The following is a 20,264-nucleotide window of genomic DNA, read 5'->3' on the forward strand; positions in this document are numbered from 1 at the left end:
AGGACGCGGTCAGCCGCCGGCGACCAGCCGGGGCAGCGCGGTGCCGATCGGCTCGCGGACGACCAGGTCGGCGACGTCGTCGTAGGGCGTCGGCTCGGCGTTGACCACCACCACGCGGGCCCCGTGGCGGACGGCGACGTCGACCAACCCCGCCGCCGGGTGGACCTGGAGGGACGTCCCCACCGCGAGCAGCACGTCGCAGTCGGCGGCCGCGTCCACGGCGGCCTCGACGACGTCGGGGTCCAGCAGTTGCCCGAAGCTGATCGTCGCCGACTTGAGGATCCCCCCGCAGGCCCGGCAGGCCGGGTCGGGCTCCCCCGCCGCCACCCGGTCCAGCGCCTCGGCCATCGTCGTCCGGGCGTGGCAACCCAGGCACTCGACCTCGTGCACGGTGCCGTGGATCTCCACCACCCGCGCGGGGTCCGAGCCCGCCGCCTGGTGCAGCCCGTCGACGTTCTGGGTGACCAGCGTGCGCAGCCTGCCCTGCCGCTCGAGGTCGACCAGCGCGGCGTGCCCGGCGTTGGGCCGCACGTCCTGCGCGCCCAGGTCGCGGCGCATCAGCCAGGCGCGGCGGCGGATGTCGGGGTCGGCCACGTAGTAGGAGAGGGTGACCAGCTTCTCGGCGTCCGGGTCCCGCGTCCACACGCCGTTCGGGCCCCGGTAGTCGGGGATGCCGCTGTCGGTGGAGATGCCCGCGCCGCTGAGCACGGTGATCCGGCGCGCGGCGGTCAGCCAGCCGGGCAGCGGGTCGGGAACGGTGCCGCTCACCCCTGCCACGGTAGGGGTACGCGCAACGCCGCGGCCGCGCGCCGAGAGCCTGCCCGGGCCAGGCGCCCGGCCGGCGGCGCCAGCAGCACGACGGCGCACGCGTAGGCGGCGCCGAGCAGGGTGTCGACGACGTAGTGCTCCCCCGACCAGACCAGCACCAGGGGCATGAGGACGGCGTAGGCCACCAGCGCGGCCCGCTGCCATGCCCGCCGGGCCAGCGGCAGGAGCACGAGGCACATGAGGACGGCGAAGGCGGTGTGCAGCGAGGGGACCGCCGCGACCAGGTTGACCTGGCCCTGGCTGGTGTCCAGCAGCACCCCGGCGCGGGGCAGCCCCAGCACCTCCCACCCGGCGCTGCTGATCCGTGCGACCGGCTCGATGACGCCCTGCTTGGCCGCCAGCCACGGCGGCGCCGCCGGGTAGAGCACGTAGGTGACGAGCCCGGCCAGGGAGAGCGCCACCACGAGGCGGGCGCAGTGCGCCCAGCGCGCGCGGTCGCGCAGCCACAGCACCGCGAGCACCACGGGTGTGAGGACGAAGTGGCTGCTGTAGACCAGCGTCGCCACGGCCTTCCACCAGTCGGCCTGCACGTGCTCCTGCAGCCAGACCGTGGGCAGCACGCCGCCGGTGAGCCAGCGGTCCGCGTCGGCCACCTCGCGGACGTGCACCGGCACCCCGAGCCCGTCGGCCAGCCCGCGGGTCGCGTCGTAGGCCAGCAGCACGGCCACCAGCGGCAGCCAGTCGGCCAGCAGGCGGAGCACCCGGCGCCAGCCCTGCGTGGCGGCGTGCACGGCCAGCCCGGCGAGCACCCACCCGAGCAGCACCACGCGGTCGGTCGGCAGGCCGCGCGCGGCGCAGGTCAGCGCGAACGCCACCAGGAGGCCGCCCCAGAGCCCGCCGGCGACCACCCGGGCTCGGGTACCGGGCGCGCCGGCCGCGGCATCCACGGCGTCCCGGAGGACGGGCGGGGCCGCCGCCAGGGCGGGTGCCGATGGGTCGACCGCGGTCATGGCGCGGGACCGTAACCGCACCGCGACCCACGGTCGGCACACGCGGCCGCGGCGCGCCGTCGGCCGCCGAGCGGTGGGGCTGCTGCGGCTGCGCGGACGGGAGGGTCACGAGCCACCCGGAGCTCCCGGCCCGGTTTCCCGACCCGTGACAGGGGTCACCGGGTGAAGGAAGGGTCGCCTGACTCGGTGCTCCCGGCCGCGGGCTGGGATGATCGGGGGTGGTCAACGACGCGTGATGAACCACGAGGGGTAGGCGCAGAGAAGTGGCAGCCAGCAAGGACAGCTTCGGGGCCCGGTCGACGCTCGACGTCGACGGCACCCAGTACGACATCTACCGGCTCGACGCGGTGGAGGGCGCGGAGAAGCTGCCCTTCAGCCTGAAGGTCCTCCTCGAGAACCTGCTGCGCACGGAGGACGGCGCGGACATCACCGCCGACCACATCCGGGCGATCGCCAACTGGGACCCGTCGGCCGAGCCCGACCAGGAGATCCAGTTCACCCCGGCCCGTGTGGTCATGCAGGACTTCACCGGCGTGCCCTGCATCGTCGACCTCGCCACCATGCGCGAGGCCATGGCCGAGCTCGGCGGCGACCCGCAGAAGATCAACCCGCTCGCCCCCGCCGAGCTGGTCATCGACCACTCCGTGATCGCCGACATCTTCGGCACCGAGGACTCGTTCCAGCGCAACGTCGAGATCGAGTACGAGCGCAACGGCGAGCGCTACCAGTTCCTGCGCTGGGGCCAGGGCGCCTTCAGCGACTTCAAGGTCGTCCCCCCGGGCACCGGCATCGTCCACCAGGTCAACATCGAGCACCTGGCCCGCGTGGTCTTCCCGCGGCAGGAGGGTGACCGCGTCGTCGCCTACCCCGACACCTGCGTGGGCACCGACAGCCACACCACCATGGTCAACGGCCTCGGCGTGCTGGGCTGGGGCGTCGGCGGCATCGAGGCCGAGGCCGCGATGCTCGGCCAGCCGGTGTCGATGCTCATCCCCCGCGTGGTGGGCTTCAAGCTCTTCGGCCAGCTGCCGGACGGCGCCACCGCGACCGACCTCGTCCTCACCATCACCGAGATGCTCCGTCAGCACGGCGTGGTCGGGAAGTTCGTCGAGTTCTACGGCGAGGGCGTCTCCGCGGTGCCGCTGGCCAACCGCGCCACGATCGGCAACATGAGCCCCGAGTTCGGCTCCACCGCGGCGATGTTCCCCATCGACGAGGAGACCATCACCTACCTGAAGCTCACCGGCCGCGACGAGCAGCAGGTCAAGCTGGTCGAGGCCTACGCCAAGGAGCAGGGCCTCTGGCACGACGCGTCCCGCGAGCCGGCCTTCTCCGAGTACCTGGAGCTCGACCTCGGCTCCGTCGTCCCCTCGATCGCCGGCCCGAAGCGCCCGCAGGACCGCGTCGCGATCACCGACGCCAAGCCGGCCTTCCGCGCGGCGCTGGCCGACTACGTGGCCGACGACGAGACCGGCGGCGAGGACCGCAAGCCCGGCGTCCCGTCGCAGGAGAAGCCCTACGGCGTCACCTCCTCGGTCGACGAGGCCGTGGCCGAGACCTTCCCGGCGTCCGACCCGATCGCCGAGACCCACGGCAACGGCGAGGCCGGCAAGCCGCACCACTACGACGGCCACGACGTCGGCCGACGCCCCTCCAAGCCGACCCGTGTGGTCATGGAGGACGGCACCGAGACCGAGATCGACCACGGCCACGTCGTGATCGCCGCGATCACCTCCTGCACCAACACCTCGAACCCGCAGGTGATGATCGGCGCCGCGCTGCTGGCCAAGAACGCCGTCGAGCGCGGGCTGACCAGCAAGCCGTGGGTGAAGACGACGCTGGCCCCCGGGTCCAAGGTCGTCATGGACTACTACGAGAAGGCCGAGCTCACCCCGTACCTGGAGAAGCTGGGCTTCTACCTGGTCGGCTACGGCTGCACGACCTGCATCGGCAACTCCGGCCCGCTCCCCGAGCCGGTCAGCCAGGCGGTCAACGAGGCCGACCTCGCCGTCGTCTCGGTGCTCTCCGGCAACCGCAACTTCGAGGGCCGGATCAACCCGGACGTCAAGATGAACTACCTGGCCTCGCCGCCGCTGGTCATCGCCTACGCGCTCGCCGGGTCCATGGACGTCGACCTGAACAACGACCCGCTGGGTCAGGACACCGACGGCAACGACGTCTTCCTGCACGACATCTGGCCGTCGCCGCAGGAGGTCCAGCGGGTCATCGACCACGCCGTCTCCGCGGAACAATTCGGCCGCAGCTACGAGGACGTCTTCGCCGGCACCGAGCAGTGGCAGAACCTGCCCACGCCGACCGGTGACACCTTCGAGTGGGCCGAGGACAGCACCTACGTGCGGCGCCCTCCGTACTTCGAGGGCATGCCGGCCGAGCCGGCCCCGGTCGAGGACATCACCGGCGCCCGCACCCTGGCGGTGCTCGGCGACTCGGTGACGACCGACCACATCTCCCCGGCCGGCTCGATCAAGGCCGACAGCCCCGCGGGCAAGTACCTGCGCGAGCACGGCGTGGACCGCCGCGACTTCAACTCCTACGGCTCCCGCCGCGGGAACCACGAGGTCATGATCCGCGGCACCTTCGCCAACATCCGGCTGCGCAACCAGCTGGTGCCCGGCACCGAGGGTGGCGTCACGAAGAACCACCTGACCGGCGAGACGACGACGATCTACGACGCCTCGCGCGCCTACATCGACGCCGGCATCCCGCTGGTCGTGCTGGCCGGCAAGGAGTACGGCTCCGGGTCCTCCCGCGACTGGGCCGCCAAGGGCACCGCGCTCCTGGGCGTCAAGGCCGTCATCGCGGAGAGCTACGAGCGCATCCACCGCTCGAACCTCATCGGCATGGGCGTCCTGCCGCTGCAGTTCCCCGAGGGCCAGGACCGCGAGTCGCTCGGCCTGACCGGCGACGAGGAGTTCACCATCACCGGGATCACCGCGCTGAACGACGGCGAGGTCCCGCGCACGGTGAAGGTCAAGGCTCAGGCATCGGACGGTCGGACGACCGAGTTCGACGCCCGGGTGCGCATCGACACCCCCGGCGAGGCGAACTACTACCGCAACGGCGGGATCATGCAGTACGTCCTCCGCTCGCTGCGCGGCTCGGCCGCCTGATGGACCTGGGTCTGGGCGGCCGCGGGTACCTGCTCACCGGCGCGAGCCGGGGGCTGGGCTTCGCGACCGCCCGGACCCTCGTCGACGACGGCGCCCGGGTGCTGGTCAGCTCCCGGACGCCGGAGTCCGTGGACGCCGCCGTCGCCTCCCTGGGTGGGGCGCCGGCGGCGTCCGGCATCGCGGCCGACCTGGCCGACACCGGCGCCGCCGAGCGGCTGGTCACCTCCGCCCGGGAGCACCTGGGCAGCATCGACGGCGCGCTGATCTCCGTCGGCGGCCCGGCGCCCGGAAGCGTGCTCGACGTCGCCGAGGAGCACTGGCGGACCGCCGTGGAGAGCGTGCTGCTGGGCCCGCTGCGCCTGGTCAAGGCGCTCGTCCCGCACCTGTCGGACGGCGCCGCGATCGTCTTCGTCCTCTCCGTCTCCGCGCGCCAGCCGATCGGCCACCTGGCGATCTCCAACGGGCTGCGCCCCGGGCTGGCGATGACCGCCAAGGCCCTCGCCGACGAGCTGGGGCCGCGCGGCATCCGGGTGCTCGGGCTGCTCCCCGGCACGATCGCCACCGACCGGATCGCCGAGATCGAGGCCGCATCCGGTGACGCCGCCGCGATGCGGGCCCGTACCGAGGCAGCCATCCCGCTGCGCCGGGTCGGTCGCCCGGAAGAGTTCGGGCGGGTGGCGGCCTTCGCCCTCTCCCCCGCCGCCTCCTACCTGACCGGGACGATGGTCGCCGTCGACGGCGGCGTCACGCGCGCCCTGTGAACGCCCCGGTCCTCGTCGCCTGCGCCCACGGCACCCGCAACCCGACCGGCCGGCGGCTGATCGCCGAACTGGCCCTCGCCGCCCGCGCCCAGCGCCCCGGGCTGGTGACGACCGCGGCGTTCGTCGACGTGCAGCCACCCACCGTCGTCGACGTCGTCGCCGGCCTCTCCGCCGAGGGGCGCCCCGCGGTCGTCGTCCCGCTGCTGCTGTCGGGCGGCTACCACGTGCACGTCGACATCGCCGGGGCCGTCGCCGCGCACGACGCCGCGGTCGCCGCCCGCCCGCTGGGCCCCGACCCCCGGCTGGCCGCGGTGCTGCACGACCGGCTGCGGGAGTCCGGTGCCGACCCGGGCGACCCCCGTACCGCCGTCGTGCTGGCCGCCGCCGGCTCCAGCGACCCGCGGTCGGTGGCCGACGTCCAGCGCACGGCCGCCCTCCTCCAGGGCTCCTGGGCCGGTCCGGTGACCACCGGCTACGGCTCGGCCGCCACGCCGCCGGTGCCCGACGCCGTCGCCGCGGCGCGGTCCCGGGGCGCCCGGCAGGTGGTCATCGCCGCCTACCTCCTCGCCCCGGGGCACTTCCACGACAAGCTCGCCGGTGCGGGGGCCGACGTCGTCACCGCACCGCTGCTCCCCGACGAGCGGATCGCCGCCGTCCTGCTCGACCGCTACGACGCCGCGCTGCCTGCCGTCGCACCCGGCCGATGACCTCGCCGCGGTGACCTCGCTGATCGGCCTGCGTCTGTCTCGCCCTCGTGGCGCACACCCTGCACGCCCTCTACCGGTGGTGGACCGGGCCGTGCTGCACGCCCTCCGCACCCACCACGCCGAGTCCGCGCCGCCGCGGCGCCGGACGACTTCCACCGCGGGCGGGTGAGCCCCCGGCGCACGGCCCGGCTCAGGCCTGCCAGCCGAGCAGACCGCCGCCGACCGCGACCGTGAGGACGAGCACCGCGGCGGCGACCACCGGCACCAGCGGCGTCCACCAGGAACGGGCGAGCGCGAGCCGGATCAGCCACGCCGCGAGCACCAGCCAGAGCACCCAGAGCGGGAGCAGCGCGTACGACGGCACGGCGAGCCCGCTCACCAGGTAGAAGTAGCCGACCACCAGGTGGGCCGCCCCGGCCACCGAGGCGAGCGCCAGGGCACCGAGGTCGCGGGCGGTCGAGGTCGGCACGGCAGGAGTATGGCCCCACCGGGCGGCCCCTCGGGTCGGTCCGGGGTCCGATCCGCACGTTTCCGTTGCAGTGGCTGGAAGCAGCGGGCGTCGCCGGCGGACCGGACCGCTGACCTACTGTGGAGTGCGATGGACGGGGACGAGCGCAGGGACGCCGATCCCGCCGGCGAGGTGCCGCCTCAGGTCGCAGGGGACCTCGGCGCCGCGGACGGCGCGGCGGCGGGCGCCGAGGACGGCACGGCTGACTCGGGCCCGCCCACCGCCGCGCAACCCTCGACCTCCACCGGAGGGTCATGGTCGGTCCGTTCGTGGAGCCGGCCCGTCGCCGTGGCGGCCACCGCGGCGCTCACCGTGGCGCTGGGGTTCTCCCTCACCGTCCAGATCCGCAACACCGCCGAGCCGACCGACCAGGACGTGCGCCGGGAGGCCGACCTGGTCCTCCTCCTGGACGAGCTCAACGCCCGCGAGGAGGCCCTCCGCCAGGAGATCGGCGACACCCGGCAGACCCTCGACGACCTCGGCAGCGGCCAGGAGGAGTCGGGCAGCGTGCTCGAGGAGGCGCGCTCCCGCGCGGAGGCCATCGGCATCCTGGCGGGGACCCTCCCGGCGAGCGGTCCCGGCGTGGTGCTGACCGTCCAGGACCCCGACGGTACGGTCCCCGCCTCGGTGGTCCTCGGCGCCATCCAGGAACTGCGGGGCGCGGGCGCGGAGGCGATGGAGGTCGACGGCGTGCGGGTGGTGGTCTCCAGCGCGGTGACGGGCTCCCCCGGCGCGCTGCGCATCGACGGCCAGCCGCTGACCTCGCCCTACGAGTTCCGCGCCATCGGCCCGCCCGCCGCCATGGAGATCGCCCTCTCGGTCTCCGGCGGGGTGATCGCCGACATCGGCCGCGAGGGCGCGCGGGCGCGGGTGGAGCAGGTCGACGAGGTCCGGGTGGAGGCGATCGTCGGCTGAGCCGGGCTCACTGCGGGATGAGCAGCCCCCGCAGCTCCTCGGTGAGGGCCTCGCGCGCCTCGGGGTGCTGGTGCCACGCCGCCGGGGTGACCTGGAACAGCGAGATCCGCCACCGGCCGCGCCCCTCGTCCACGGCGACCATCGTGTGGACGGCGTTGAGCTCCGGGTCCAGGTCGGTGGCGCCCGCCGGGATCATGCCGGCGTGCGCGGTGAGCATCGCGACGCCGTCGCCGACCGGGCGGACCGAGCGGACCACGGCCACGTAGGCGGGGGTCTGGTGCGACGCGAACACCTGGCGCAGGTCCGCCGCGATGGAGAGCCGGCCGCGGTGGTGGCTCCCGTCGAACCCGATGATGTCGCCGTCGTCGGCGAAGCCGGCCGCCACCCCCGCGCCGCTGCGCCGGTTCCAACCGTCGATGAACTCCGCGTACAGAGCCTGGATCTGGGCGTCCTGCGGGTGCGCTGCGGTCACGTCTCCTCCTCGCTGGCGTTCGCCGGTGCGTGCCGACGCCTGCTGCGGTCCTGCGTGGCCGCGCCAGCCCGGCCACGTGTCCCGGCTGCGGCCGCCTGGGACAGGTGTGACGCTAGTGGTCCGGGTGACCTCACCGTTCGACGCTCGCCGGTGTTCCGCGCCGCCCGATCAGGTGCGACGCGCCAACCACCGAGCGCCCGCCACGATGCGTGCCCGGTCGTGCGCGCAGCGCCATCGGCACCGGGGCCCGATCGGGTCAACCGACGACGACGGAGCGTCGCTCCCTCTGCGCGAACTGGGTGCGGTGCAGATCGGCGTAGCGGCCCTCGCGCGCCAGCAGCTCCTCGTGCGTGCCCGCCTCGACGATGCGGCCGTCGTCGATGACCAGGATCTGGTCGGCGCTGCGGATGGTCGAGAGGCGGTGCGCGATGACCAGCGACGTCCGGCCGGCCAGCGCGGTGTCCAGCGCGCGCTGCACCGCGGCCTCGGACTCGCTGTCCAGGTGGGCGGTCGCCTCGTCGAGGATCACGATGCCAGGGGCCTTCAGCAGCACCCGGGCGATCGCCAGCCGCTGCTTCTCGCCGCCCGAGAGCCGGTAGCCGCGGTCGCCGACCACCGTCTCCAGCCCCTCGGGCAGCGAGCGCACGAGGTCGGCGATGCGGGCGCCGGTGAGCGCGTCCCACAGCTGCTCCTCGGTCGCCTCCGGCCGCGCGTAGCGCAGGTTGGCGCCGATGGTGTCGTGGAACAGGTGGGCGTCCTGGCTGACCACCCCGACCGCGTCGCGCAGCGAGGCCAGCGTCGCCCGCCGCACGTCCACGCCGCCCACCCGCACGGTCCCGCCGGTCGCGTCGTACAGCCGCGGCACCAGGTTGGCGATCGTCGACTTGCCCGCACCCGAGTGCCCGACCAGGGCGACGAGCTGCCCGGGGGCGACGCGGAAGGAGATGTCGTGGAGGACGTCGACCGGGCCGCCGTGCTCGGGCAGCGACACCTCCTCCAGCGACGGCAGCGAGACGTCCGCGCCGGCCGGGTAGCTGAAGGAGACCGACTCGAACTCGATGGACCGGTCGTCGGCCGGCACCGGCACGGCGTCGGGTGCCTCGCGGATCATCGGCGGCAGGTCGAGCACCTCGAAGACGCGGTCGAAGCTGACCATCGCGCTCATGACGTCCACGCGGATGTTCGACAGGGCGGTCAGCGGCCCGTAGAGCCGCGACAGCAGCAGCGCGAGCGCCACGACGTCGCCGGCGCTCAGCTGCCCGGTGAACGCCAGCCAGCCACCGAGGCCGTAGACCAGCGCGGTCGCCAGCGCCGCCACCAGTGTCAGCGCGGTGAAGAAGGTGCGCCCGTACATGGCCGACAGGACGCCGATGTCGCGCACCCGCGCGGCCCGGCCGCGGAAGGACTCCGCCTCGGCGGTCGGCCGGCCGAAGAGCTTGACCAGCAGCGCGCCGGCGACGTTGAACCGCTCGGTCATCGTCGCGTTCATCGACGCGTTCAGGGAGTAGGACTCCCGGGTGATCTCCTGCAGCCGGCGGCCGATGCGTCGGGCGGGCAGGACGAACAGCGGCACGAGCACCAGCGACAGCAGCGTGATCTGCCACGAGAGCGTCAGCATGACGCCGGCGGTGAGCACCAGCCCGATGACGTTGCTGACGACGCCCGACAGCGTCGAGGTGAACGCCTGCTGCGCGCCGACGACGTCGTTGTTGAGCCGGCTGACCAGCGCGCCGGTCTGCGTGCGCGTGAAGAAGGCCACCGGCATGCGCTGGACGTGCTCGAAGACCTGGCTGCGCAGGTCGTAGATGACGCCCTCGCCGATGCGCGCGGAGTACCACCGGGTGCCCAGCGAGATCCCGGCGTCGACCACGGCCAGGCCCGCGATGACCAGCGCGATCTGGACGATGTCGCCGGCGGTGCCCTCCAGCCCGGCGATCCGGTTGACGATGTTGCCGGCGAGCAGCGGGGTGATCACGCCGATGACCGAGGAGCCGACGACGAGCAGCAGGAAGAGGGTCAGCTCGCGCCGGTAGGGCCGGGCGATGCCGATGATCCGGCGGACTGTCCCCTTGGGCAGCTGCCGGGCGGTCACCGACGGGTCCCGCCTGAACGACCGCATCGCCGCCATGGAGGTCATGGACTGGCTCACGTCCATGCCACCTCCCTCGTCCCCGGGGCCACGCCCCGGCGGCAACTGCAACCGGGGCGCGACCGCGCTTGTTCCTGGGAGTGTCTCAGCGGCCGCTGACGAGATCGTGCAGCCGCTGCACCTGGGCAGCCCGCTCGGCGGCGTCCTGGCTCTCCGGGTCGTTGCGGACGGCGGAGCGGACCAGCGCGGCGGTGGCCCGGCTGGCGCCCACCGGCGGCGCCACCAGCGCCGCGGCGAGGTCGGCGACGGCGTCGTCCAGCTCCCCCCGCGGCACGACGACCGTGGCCAGGCCGATCGCCTGGGCCTCCGTGGCGCCGACCGCGCGACCGGTCATGCACAGCTCCAGCGCCCGCGAGTAGCCGACGAGCTCGACCAGGGTGCTGGTGCCGGTCAGGTCGGGCACCAGGCCGAGCGTCACCTCGGGCAGCCGGAGCTGGGCGTCGTCGGTGAACACCCGCAGGTCGCAGGCCAGGGCCAGCTGCGCGCCGGCGCCGATGGCGTGGCCCTGCACCGCGGCGATGGAGACGACGCCCGGTGAGCGGAGCCAGCGGAAGCCGGCCTGGTAGCCGCGGATCCGCTCCTGGGCCTCGTCGACCGGCAGCCGGGCGAGCTCGCCGAGCCCCCCGCCGCTGCCGTTGCCGGTCTCGAACATGCTGCGGTCCAGCCCGGCCGAGAAGGACCGGCCCGAGCCGCGCAGGACCACGACGCGGACGTCCTCGTCCAGCGCCGCGCCGACGTCGGCCAGCGCCTGCCAGGTGGCCGGCGTCTGGGCGTTGAGCTGCTCCGGGCGGTCGAGGGTGACGGTGAGGACGGCGCCGTCGCGACTGCTCCGCACCCAGCCGGGCGCGGGGGGATCGGTGGGGTCGGGGGTCACGCCTTCTTGCTGTTCCGGTTGGCCCCGCCGCGGCTGCGCAGCGAGGCCCCGGACTCCGAGAGCAGCCGGTGCACGAAGCCGTAGGACCGGTTCGTCGAGGTGGCCAGGGAGCGGATGCTCTCCCCCTCGTCGTACCGCTTGCGCAGCTCGTCGGCGAGCGTCGACCGATCACCGCCGGTGATCCGCTTGCCCTTGCCGAGGTCCGCAGTGCTCGTGTCGGCCATGGCTCCCCTCCGTGTCGGCCACCGACCGGCCCACCGGCGTGCCGATGGGGGGTGGCGGCCCGTAGTTGGCTGTCACCGTCGTCCCGTCGACCACGGCGCCCGCCTCCCCATGATCACCCAGACGCGTGACGTCGGCCATGTGAAGCGGCCTTCCGAGCGGGGCCCGAGGAGCCCCGACGAGCGCCAGGGACGCGCTCCGCGCAGCACGGGGACGGCACCTGGCCGCGGTGTCGGCCGGAGGCCGACGGAGCGTCAGGCGAGCTCGACCAGGTCCGCGAGGTCCTCGCTCCAGGCGTCCTCGGTGCCGTCGGGCAGCAGGATCACCTTGTCCGGGTCCAGCGCCCGCACGGCGCCCTCGTCGTGGGTGACCAGCACGATCGCGCCGGCGTAGGTGCGCAGCGCCTCGAGCACCTGCTCGCGGCTGGCCGGGTCCAGGTTGTTGGTCGGCTCGTCGAGGAGCAGCACGTTGGCCCCCGAGACGACCAGCGTCGCCATCGCCAGCCGGGTGCGCTCGCCGCCGGAGAGGGTGCCGGTGCGCTGGTCGACCGTCTCGCCGGAGAAGAGGAAGGCGCCGAGGATGCGCCGCAGCTCGGTGTCGGTGCTGTCGGGCGCCGACGAGCGCATGTTCTCCAGCAGCGTCCGGTCCATGTCCAGGGTCTCGTGCTCCTGGGCGTAGTAGCCCACCCGCAGCCCGTGCCCGGCCTTGACCTCGCCGGTGTCGGGGCTCTCGGTGCCGGCGAGCATCCGCAGCAGCGTGGTCTTGCCCGCCCCGTTGAGCCCGAGGACGACGACGCGCGCGCCCCGGTCCACCGCGAGGTCGACGTCGGTGAAGATTTCCAGGGAGCCGTAGCTCTTGGAGAGCCCCTCCGCGGTGAGGGGCGTCTTGCCGCACGGGGCCGGCGTCGGGAAGCGCAGCTTGGCGACCTTGTCCTGCACCCGCACGTCGGCCAGGCCGGCGGCCAGGCGCTCGGCCCGCTTGTCCATGCTCTTGGCGGCCTTGGCCTTGGTGGCCTTGGCGCGCATCTTGTCGGCCTGGGCGTTCAACGTGTCGATCTTGCGCTCGGTGTTGGCCCGCTCCTGCTTGCGGCGCCGCTCGTCGGTCTCCCGCTGCGCCAGGTAGGGCTTCCAGCCGAGGTTGTAGACGTCGACGGTGGCCCGGTTGGCGTCCAGGTGCCACACCTTGTTGACGACGGCGTCGAGCAGCTCGACGTCGTGGCTGATGACGATGAGCCCGCTCTTGTGGCCGCCCAGGAAGCCCTTGAGCCAGGTGATCGAGTCGCCGTCGAGGTGGTTGGTCGGCTCGTCGAGCAGCAGGGTCTCGGCGTCGGAGAAGAGGATGCGGGCCAACTCCACCCGGCGGCGCTGACCGCCGGAGAGGGTGCGCAGCGGCTGGGCCAGCACGCGGTCGGGCAGGCCCAGGTTGGTGCAGATGCGCGCCGCGTCGCTCTCGGCGGCGTACCCGCCCAGGGCGGCGAACTGGTCCTCGAGCCGGCCGTAGCGGCGGACGGCGCGGTCGCGCTCGTCGTCGTCCGCGGGCTCGGCCATGGCGATCTGGGCCTTGACCAGCTGCGCCTTCAGGACGTCCAGGCCCCGGCCGGAGAGCACCCGGTCGCTCGCGGTGATGTCGAGGTCGCCGCTGCGCGGGTCCTGCGGCAGGTAACCGATCTCGCCGCTGACCTCCACCTTCCCGGCGTGCGGCAGGCGCTCGCCAGCCAGGGTGGTGAGCGTCGTGGTCTTGCCGGCGCCGTTGCGCCCGACGAGCCCGATGCGGTCGCCGGGCTGCACCCGCAGGGAGGCCTCGCTGATGAGGATGCGGGCGCCGGCACGCAGCTCGAGGCCGGTCGTCGTGATCACTGCACCCAGGGTAGGCGCTCGACCGCCGGGTTCCGAACGGATCGGCCGTGATTCGGGCGGCACCCCCGCGGGCAGGGTGCTCCGGTGACCCCGGAGGCGCGGACGACCCGCCCGGTATCGCCGCCGTTCCCGTACGCGGCCCGCCCGCCGCAGGTGCTCCTGGCCGTGGGGGCCGTGCTGCTGGTGAGCGGCGCCGCGGCGCTCGCCTCCGCCCACGGCGGCCCGCTGCTGCAGGGGGCGCTCGTGGTCCTCGCCGCGGTCGCTGCCGCGGTCTCCGTCCGGGCCGACCGCGTGCGGCTGCGCAGCTCGGCCGAGACCTTCGCGGCCAGCGCCGCGGGCCTCGCCCTGGCGGCCGGTGACGTCGCCGCACTGGGCACCGGGGACGCGCTGCTGCCGCTCGCCCTCGCCGGCGCCTTCGTCGGGCTGCAGCGCGTCTCCCCCGCCACCGCCGCCTGGCCGCTCGCCGCCTGGGCCGGCCTGCAGCTCGCCGTCCTGCGGCTGCTGGACGGGGTCGCGGCCGCCGTGCGCACCGAGTTCCTGCTCGCGGTCGCGCTGGCGGGGCTCGCGGTCGCGCTCTGCGCCCGGCCGCTGGTGGCCCGGCTGGTCCTGGCGACGACGGCTCCCTGGTTCGCGGCCGGGGTGCTGGCCGGCCTGCGCGAGGCGTGGACGGCCACGGCCGGAGAACGCTGGATCGCCGCGGCCCTGGTGGCGGGCGCCGCGGCCGGTCTGCTGCTCGCCCGGCTGCGCGAACCGCTGGACGTGCTGCTCGGGCCCCCACGCCTGGTCCCCGTCGCCTCCGGGGCGGTGACCGGCGCCGCCGTCGCGGGGGCGTCCGCCGCCGGTGGGCCGGTCGCCGTCGCCGTGGCCGGGTTCGCCGGCGTGCTGGCCGCCGCCGTGCCGGCCGGCTCCCTGAGCGGGTGGCGGCGCGGCCTGCTGCTGCCGTCGGCGCTGAGCGGGGGCGTGCTGCTGGCCGTGCTGTCGGTGCTCCGCCTGGTGGCGGGCGCCCACTGGTCGGCGCTGGCGCTCCTGCTGCTCCTCACGGCGGCCCCGACGGTGTGGGTGGCGGCGCTGCGGCCCGACGACCGGGAAGTGGCGGCGCCGACGGCGGTCGGCTGCCTGGCGGGGGCCGCCGTCCTGGGCATGCCCGACGGCTGGGCGTCCTCCGCGGGGGCCGCCGTCCTGCTGACCGCGCTGTACGTGGCCTCGCTGGGCACGGCCGCGGTGCTGGACCGCGGCTCCCGGCGGGCCACGGTCACCGCCGCCGGGCTCGTCGCCGCCCTGGCCGTGCTGCTCCTCGTGGTGCAGGGTGACCGGGCCCAGGTGCTGGTGCACCTCGCGGTCCAGGGCGCGGCCACGCTCGCCTGGGCGTGGTGGACCAGCCGGTCGGCCGCCCGCGACACCGGCATGGGGACCGACGCCACGACCGCCTGGCGGGTGGGCGCGGCGCAGCTGGTCCTGGCCTGCTGGATCGCCGCGGCCCTCGCCGGGACCGGCACCGTGGAGGCCTACACGCTACCGGCCGCCGGAGGTCTGCTGCTGGCGGCGGGGCGGGCCCTCGGGCGGGAGGCGTCGTGGCCGTCGTGGGGCCCGGGCCTGCTGGCGGCGGCGGTCCCGTCGACCGCGCTCGCCGTCCTCTCCCCCGACGACCCGCGAGCCGTGCTGGTGCTGGCCGCTGCCGCGGTGGCGATGGTGGCGGGGAGCCGAGCCGGCATCCGCGCCCCGATCCTGGTCGGGGCCGGGTCGGCGCTGGTGCTGGCGCTGGGCCTCGCGGTGCGGGCACTGCCCTGGCCGCTGGCCGCCGCGCTGGCGGTCGGGACCGTGCTGCTGTTCGTGGGGGTGGTGCGCGAACGCGCGCCGGTCGCGGGCTTCGCCGCCCGCCTCGCCGACCTCCGGTGACCCGCGTCGGCCGCAGCAACACGAGCGGGCAAAGAAGCTGCGGCTGCAGGGGCTCATCGCCCGCATCGACACGGAGGTCTGGGCCGGCGCCGCCGTCGACTGGCTCGAGGCCCGGAGCGACGTCGACGCGGCAGGGATCGGCATCGTCGGCTGGTCGCTCGGCGGCTACTACGCCCCGCGCGCAGCGGCCTTCGAGAAGCGGTTCGCCCTGTGCGTGGCCTGGGCCGCCAACCACGACTGGGGCGCGGTGCAGCGCCGCCGCAAGGAGCGCGAGGGCGAGCGGCCGGTCCCGCACTACTGGGAGCACTCGACTTCGCCGACGCCGTGGTGCTGGAGGGCGTGGTCGAGCACATCGGCCTGGACCACCTGCCGTACGTGAGCACGTTCATCGCCGACCGGGACGCCGACACCTTCGCCGAGCTGGCGGGCCGGCAGGGCTGACGCACACGGCCGCTCGCACGGACCACACCGGACGGCGGCAGGAGAGGATGGCGACATGAGCTCGCCCGACCCGATGCCCCCCGTCCGAGTCGGCCTCGTCGGCTACGGCTTCGGTGGCCGCTGGTTCCACGCCCCGTTGCTGCGGTCGGCTCCCGAGATCGAACTCCTCGGGGTGGTGACCTCGTCCCCCGCACGGAAGGCGCTGGTGGCGCAGGACGGGCACGCCCGGCGCACCTTCGACTCGATGGAGGAGCTCGCCGCCGCCGGCGCGGAGGCGGTGGCGATCTCCACCCCCGCGAGCACGCACAGCGAGCTCACCGACCAGGCCTTGGAACTGGGCCTGGCGGTGGTGTGCGACAAACCGTTCGCGCTCGACGCCGCGGCGGCCACCCGGTCGGTGGAGCTCGCCGACCGGCTGGGGCTGCGGCTCGCGCCGTACCAGAACCGCCGCTGGGACTCGGACTTCCTCACCGTGCGGCAGCTCGCCGGCGACGGCACGCTGGGCGAGCTCCTCCGCTTCGAGTCGCGGTTCGAGCGACTGGCTCCCGGTGACGGGCCGGGCGCCTCGGGCGGGGGCACGCTCCTCGACTTCGGCAGTCACCTGGTCGACCAGGCCCTGGTCCTCATGGGCCCGGTCGCGTCCGTCTACGCCGAGTGGCGGCTGCGCGACGACGGGCTCGACGACGACGTCTTCGTCGCCCTCACCCACGTCGCGGGCGGGCGGTCGCACCTGTGGGGCAGCTGGATCCAGGGGGCGCCCGGCCCGCGCTTCCGGGTGACCGGGACGGCAGCCAGCTACGTCAGCGGCAGCCCCATGGACGTGCAGGAGGAGCTGCTGCTCGCCGGCCACACGCCTGCGTCCCTCGGTCCGGCCTGGGGTGCCGAGCCCGCCCTGCACTGGGGCAGGCTGCACCGGGGGGACGCCGGTGAGCACGTCCCGAGCGAGCGCGGCAGCTGGGACGGCTTCTACCCGGCGTTCGCGCGCGCGGTCCGGGGTCTGGGGCTCGCTCCGGTGGACCCGCGTGACGCCATCGCGTCGGCGACGGTGCTCGACGCCGCCCGTCTCAGTGCGACCGACGGCGGCACCGTGCGGTTCCGCGGCTGAACCCGGCCCCGTGGTGCGCGAAACGGGGCCATGGCAGCTGCCATGACCCCGTTCAGCGCACGGTCGCGGGTCGCTACACCCGGAAGCCGAGGGCGCGCAGCTGCTCGCGGCCGTCGTCGGTGATCTTGTCCGGGCCCCACGGCGGCATCCAGACCCAGTTGATCCGGATGTCGTCGACGAGGCCGGGGCCGGGGCCACCGGTCAGCGCCTGGCGAGCCTGGTCCTCGATGACGTCGGTCAGCGGGCAGGCCGCGCTGGTGAGCGTCATGTCGATGATCGCGACGTTGCTCTCGTCGACGTCCAGGCCGTACACCAGGCCCAGGTCGACGACGTTCACGCCGAGCTCGGGGTCGACGACGTCACGCATCGCCTCCTCGAGGTCCTCGATCAGCGCCGACTTGTAGGCCGGCAGGTCGCCGGGCGCACCGTCGGTGGCGGGCGTCGCGTTCTCCGTCGTGGCGTTCTCGGTGGTCTCGCTCATCACTGGCCTCCGGCCGGGGTGGTGGGGTGGGTGGCCGACACGGTGGTGGACAGGGCTCGGGCGGACGCGTCCTTGAGGGCCATCCAGCTCATCAGCGCGCACTTGATGCGAGCCGGGTACTTGGAGACGCCGGCGAACGCGACGGCGTCCTCCAGCTCGTCCTCGAGCTTCTCGGCGACCGCCGGGTCACCCTTGGCCTGCATGAGGGTCATGAAGTGCTCGCCGGTCTCCAGCGCCTCGGCCACCGGCTTGCCGACCACGAGGTCGTACATCGCCGACACCGACGCCTGGCTGATCGAGCACCCCATGCCCTCGTAGGACACATCGGCGACGGTGTCGCCGTCGAGCTTCACCCGCAGGGTCACCTCGTCACCGCACGTCGGGTTGACGTGGTGGACCTCGGCGTCGAACGGGTCGCGCAGACCGCGCCCGTGCGGGTTCTTGTAGTGGTCCAGGATGATCTCCTGGTACATCGACTCGAGTTGCATCAGATGGCCATCTTCGTGTGCACGGACCTCACACCGTTCCGAAGAACTTCTGAGCCGCGCGAATTCCGTCGGCCAGCGCGTCGACGTCGTCGTACCCGGTGTGCACGTAGAACGTCGCGCGGGTGGTGGCCGGGACGCCGTAGCGCCGCACCACCGGCCACGCGCAGTGGTGCCCCACGCGGACGGCGATGCCGAGGTCGTCGAGCACCTGGCCGACGTCGTGCGGGTGGATGCCCTCGACGGTGAAGGAGATCGCACCGCCGCGGGCGACGGTGTCGGGCGGGCCGATCACCGTGACGCCGGGGATCGCGGCCAGCTGCTCCAGCGCGTACCCGGTGAGCACCCGCTCGTGCTCCTCGACCTTGTCCATGCCGAGGGCGGTCAGGTACTCGACCGCGGCACCGAGCCCGATCACCTGCGCGGTCATCGGGACGCCGGCCTCGAAGCGCTGCGGCGGCGGCATGAAGGTGGAGCCCTCCATGCGCACGACCTCGATCATCGAGCCGCCGGTCAGGAACGGGGGCAGCTTGTCGAGCACCTCGTAACGGCCCCAGAGCACGCCGACGCCGGTGGGCCCGAGCATCTTGTGCCCGGAGAACACCAGGAAGTCCGCGCCCAGCGCCGCCACGTCGATCGGCTGGTGCGGCACCGACTGTGCGCCGTCGACGAGCACCAGCGCGCCCACCTCGCGGGCCCGCGCCACGATCGGCTCGATCGGGTTGATGGTGCCCAGGATGTTCGACTGCTGGGTGACGGCGACGAGCTTCGTGCGCTCGTTGACCACCGTGGCGAGGTCCGACAGGTCCAGCCGGCCGTCGTCGGTGAGCCCCAGCCAGCGCAGGGTCGCCCCGGTGCGCTCGCAGAGCTGCTGCCACGGGATCAGGTTGGCGTGGTGCTCCATCTCGGTCACCACGATCTCGTCCCCCTGGCCGACGGCGTAGGTCCGGAACTCCGGCTCCTTCGCCGTGGCGGCGTTGGACAGCGCGTAGGCGACCAGGTTGATCGCCTCGGTCGTGTTCCGGGTGAAGACCACCTCGTTCTCGGGGGCCCCGATGAACGCGCCGATCGTCGTCCGCGCCTGCTCGTAGGCGCCGGTCGCCTCCTCGGCGAGCTGGTGGGCCCCCCGGTGGGGCGCGGCGTTGACGTTCTCGTAGAACCAGCGCTCGGCGTCGAGCACCTGGCGCGGCTTCTGCGAGGTGGCCCCGGAGTCGAGGTAGACCAGCCGCTTCCCGTCACGGACGGTGCGGGTCAGGATCGGGAAGTCCGCCCGGATCGCCTCGACGTCCAGAGGCAGGGGCGCTCGCTGCGCCCCGGCTCCGGGACGCGAGACGGTCGTGGTCATGCGGACGCGACCTCCGTGATGCCCTTGCCGTAGGCGGCGTAGCCCTCGTTCTCCAGCTTCTCCGCCAGCTCCGGGCCGCCCTCCTCGACGACCTTGCCGTTGACGAAGACGTGCACGAAGTCGGGCTTGATGTAGCGCAGGATCCGCGTGTAGTGGGTGATCAGCAGGACGCCGACGTCACCCTCCTCGCGGGTGCGGTTGACCCCCTCGGAGACGATCCGCAGCGCGTCGACGTCGAGGCCGGAGTCGGTCTCGTCGAGGATCGCGATGCCGGGCTTGAGCAGCCGCATCTGCAGGATCTCGTGGCGCTTCTTCTCACCGCCGGAGAAGCCCTCGTTGACGTTGCGCTCGGCGAAGGCCGGGTCCATCTCGAGCGCTGCCATCTCGCTCTTGACGTCCTTGACCCACGTCCGCAGCTTCGGGGCCTCGCCCTTGATGGCGGTGGCAGCGGTGCGCAGGAAGTTCGACACCGAGACGCCGGGCACCTCGACCGGGTACTGCATGGCCAGGAACAGGCCGGCGCGGGCGCGCTCGTCGACGCTCATCGCGAGGACGTCCTCGCCGTCGAGCGTGACGGTGCCACCGGTGATCGTGTACTTCGGGTGGCCGGCGATCGAGTAGGCCAGGGTGGACTTCCCCGAGCCGTTGGGGCCCATGATCGCGTGGGTCTCGCCGGAGCGGACGGTCAGGTCGACGCCGCGGAGGATCTCCTTGGCGTCGTCACCCTCGCCCACGCTGACGTGCAGGTCGCGGATCTCCAGAACGGACACTTCTTCTCGCTCCTCAGTTGGCGGCCGCGGCGGGGAGGGCGCCGTCGGCCTCTGTGTCGACGTACACGTCCTCCCCCTCCACGCGGACCGGGTAGACGGGGACCGGCTCGGTGGCCGGCAGGTTGGTGGGCGCGCCCGTGCGCAGGTCGAAGCACGACCCGTGCAGGAAGCACTCGATCGTGGGTGCGCCGTCGAAGGTCTCGACGTCACCGTCGGTGAGCGGGACGTCGGCGTGCGAGCAGCGGTCCTCGAGCGCGTAGACCGCGCCCTCGTACCGGACCACCGCGATGTCGATGTCCGCGAGCTCCACCCGCAGCGACCCCGGCTCCTTGATGTCGGACAGGGCGCAGACGCGCTCGAAGGCCATG

The 20,264-nt window shown here is 74.0% G+C and carries 20 protein-coding genes; 7 read left to right on the top strand and 13 right to left on the bottom strand.

What is annotated here, in order from left to right:
- Positions 1-9 precede the first annotated feature (9 nt).
- Positions 10-768 (bottom strand): SIR2 family NAD-dependent protein deacylase, encoded by a 759-nt coding sequence (locus tag ACI792_RS10040; RefSeq protein ID WP_456602475.1) that lies wholly within the window; start codon positions 766-768, stop codon positions 10-12.
- Complete coding sequence (locus tag ACI792_RS10045) at positions 765-1,778, bottom strand: phosphatase PAP2 family protein (RefSeq protein WP_456602476.1); 1,014 nt, start codon at positions 1,776-1,778, stop codon at positions 765-767. Before ACI792_RS10045 ends, ACI792_RS10040 begins: the two co-directional genes overlap by 4 nt.
- 263 nt (positions 1,779-2,041) lie before the next feature.
- On the opposite strand from ACI792_RS10045, the gene ACI792_RS10050 reads away from it, so the two are divergent.
- Genes ACI792_RS10050 through ACI792_RS10060 form a run of 3 tightly spaced genes read left to right on the top strand, consistent with a single transcriptional unit; the run spans position 2,042 to position 6,377 of the window.
- Positions 2,042-4,909, top strand: coding sequence for an aconitate hydratase (locus ACI792_RS10050; RefSeq protein ID WP_456602477.1), 2,868 nt, complete (start codon positions 2,042-2,044; stop codon positions 4,907-4,909).
- Positions 4,909-5,670, top strand: coding sequence for an SDR family oxidoreductase (locus ACI792_RS10055; protein ID WP_456602478.1), 762 nt, complete (start codon positions 4,909-4,911; stop codon positions 5,668-5,670). Before ACI792_RS10050 ends, ACI792_RS10055 begins: the two co-directional genes overlap by 1 nt.
- Positions 5,667-6,377 carry a sirohydrochlorin chelatase gene (locus ACI792_RS10060; protein ID WP_456602479.1) on the top strand — a complete coding sequence of 237 codons (711 nt, stop codon included), beginning with the start codon at positions 5,667-5,669 and terminating at the stop codon, positions 6,375-6,377. The genes ACI792_RS10055 and ACI792_RS10060 overlap by 4 nt, the downstream gene beginning before the upstream one ends.
- 190 nt (positions 6,378-6,567) lie before the next feature.
- Here the strand turns inward: ACI792_RS10060 and ACI792_RS10065 are convergent, their stop codons facing one another.
- A complete protein-coding gene (locus tag ACI792_RS10065) occupies positions 6,568-6,846 on the bottom strand; it encodes a hypothetical protein (protein WP_456602480.1) in 279 nt (92 codons plus the stop codon).
- Between the two features lie 129 nt (positions 6,847-6,975).
- On the opposite strand from ACI792_RS10065, the gene ACI792_RS10070 reads away from it, so the two are divergent.
- A complete protein-coding gene (locus ACI792_RS10070; protein ID WP_456602481.1) occupies positions 6,976-7,800 on the top strand; it encodes a DUF881 domain-containing protein in 825 nt (274 codons plus the stop codon).
- A 7-nt stretch (positions 7,801-7,807) separates the two neighbouring features.
- Here ACI792_RS10070 and ACI792_RS10075 read toward each other — a convergent pair whose 3' ends face one another.
- From ACI792_RS10075 to ACI792_RS10095, 5 genes are all read right to left on the bottom strand, one after another.
- Complete coding sequence (locus ACI792_RS10075) at positions 7,808-8,272, bottom strand: SgcJ/EcaC family oxidoreductase (protein ID WP_456602482.1); 465 nt, start codon at positions 8,270-8,272, stop codon at positions 7,808-7,810.
- A 256-nt stretch (positions 8,273-8,528) separates the two neighbouring features.
- Positions 8,529-10,427, bottom strand: coding sequence for an ABC transporter ATP-binding protein (locus ACI792_RS10080; RefSeq protein WP_456602483.1), 1,899 nt, complete (start codon positions 10,425-10,427; stop codon positions 8,529-8,531).
- Between the two features lie 79 nt (positions 10,428-10,506).
- Positions 10,507-11,295, bottom strand: a complete 789-nt coding sequence (locus ACI792_RS10085) for an enoyl-CoA hydratase/isomerase family protein (RefSeq protein ID WP_456602484.1) — start codon at positions 11,293-11,295, stop codon at positions 10,507-10,509.
- Entirely contained in the window at positions 11,292-11,519 is a 228-nt protein-coding gene (locus ACI792_RS10090; protein ID WP_347057180.1) for a helix-turn-helix domain-containing protein, read from the bottom strand. The genes ACI792_RS10085 and ACI792_RS10090 overlap by 4 nt, the downstream gene beginning before the upstream one ends.
- Positions 11,520-11,771: 252 nt before the next feature.
- Entirely contained in the window at positions 11,772-13,373 is a 1,602-nt protein-coding gene (locus ACI792_RS10095) for an ABC-F family ATP-binding cassette domain-containing protein (protein ID WP_456602485.1), read from the bottom strand.
- An 84-nt stretch (positions 13,374-13,457) separates the two neighbouring features.
- On the opposite strand from ACI792_RS10095, the gene ACI792_RS10100 reads away from it, so the two are divergent.
- From ACI792_RS10100 to ACI792_RS10110, 3 genes are all read left to right on the top strand, one after another.
- Positions 13,458-15,269, top strand: coding sequence for an SCO7613 C-terminal domain-containing membrane protein (locus ACI792_RS10100; RefSeq protein ID WP_456602486.1), 1,812 nt, complete (start codon positions 13,458-13,460; stop codon positions 15,267-15,269).
- Between the two features lie 142 nt (positions 15,270-15,411).
- Entirely contained in the window at positions 15,412-15,648 is a 237-nt protein-coding gene (locus ACI792_RS10105; RefSeq protein ID WP_456602544.1) for a hypothetical protein, read from the top strand.
- 117 nt (positions 15,649-15,765) lie between these two features.
- On the top strand, positions 15,766-16,815 hold the full coding sequence (locus tag ACI792_RS10110; protein WP_456602487.1) for a Gfo/Idh/MocA family oxidoreductase: 1,050 nt from the start codon (positions 15,766-15,768) through the stop codon (positions 16,813-16,815).
- Positions 16,816-16,888: 73 nt separating this feature from the next.
- On the opposite strand, the gene ACI792_RS10115 is transcribed toward ACI792_RS10110, so the two are convergent.
- The 5 genes from ACI792_RS10115 to ACI792_RS10135 are packed head-to-tail and all read right to left on the bottom strand — an operon-like array spanning position 16,889 to position 20,263.
- Positions 16,889-17,296, bottom strand: a complete 408-nt coding sequence (locus ACI792_RS10115) for a metal-sulfur cluster assembly factor (RefSeq protein ID WP_456580507.1) — start codon at positions 17,294-17,296, stop codon at positions 16,889-16,891.
- Positions 17,296-17,784 (bottom strand): Fe-S cluster assembly sulfur transfer protein SufU, encoded by a 489-nt coding sequence (gene sufU, locus ACI792_RS10120; RefSeq protein ID WP_236830023.1) that lies wholly within the window; start codon positions 17,782-17,784, stop codon positions 17,296-17,298. The genes ACI792_RS10115 and sufU overlap by 1 nt, the downstream gene beginning before the upstream one ends.
- A gap of 28 nt (positions 17,785-17,812) precedes the next feature.
- Complete coding sequence (locus ACI792_RS10125) at positions 17,813-19,126, bottom strand: cysteine desulfurase (RefSeq protein WP_456602488.1); 1,314 nt, start codon at positions 19,124-19,126, stop codon at positions 17,813-17,815.
- Entirely contained in the window at positions 19,123-19,896 is a 774-nt protein-coding gene (sufC, locus tag ACI792_RS10130; RefSeq protein WP_456602489.1) for a Fe-S cluster assembly ATPase SufC, read from the bottom strand. The genes ACI792_RS10125 and sufC overlap by 4 nt, the downstream gene beginning before the upstream one ends.
- A gap of 13 nt (positions 19,897-19,909) precedes the next feature.
- On the bottom strand, positions 19,910-20,263 hold the full coding sequence (locus ACI792_RS10135) for a Rieske (2Fe-2S) protein (protein WP_456602490.1): 354 nt from the start codon (positions 20,261-20,263) through the stop codon (positions 19,910-19,912).
- Between the last annotated feature and the right edge of the window lies 1 nt (position 20,264).

This window comes from Blastococcus sp. SYSU DS0669 (genome assembly GCF_054050895.1).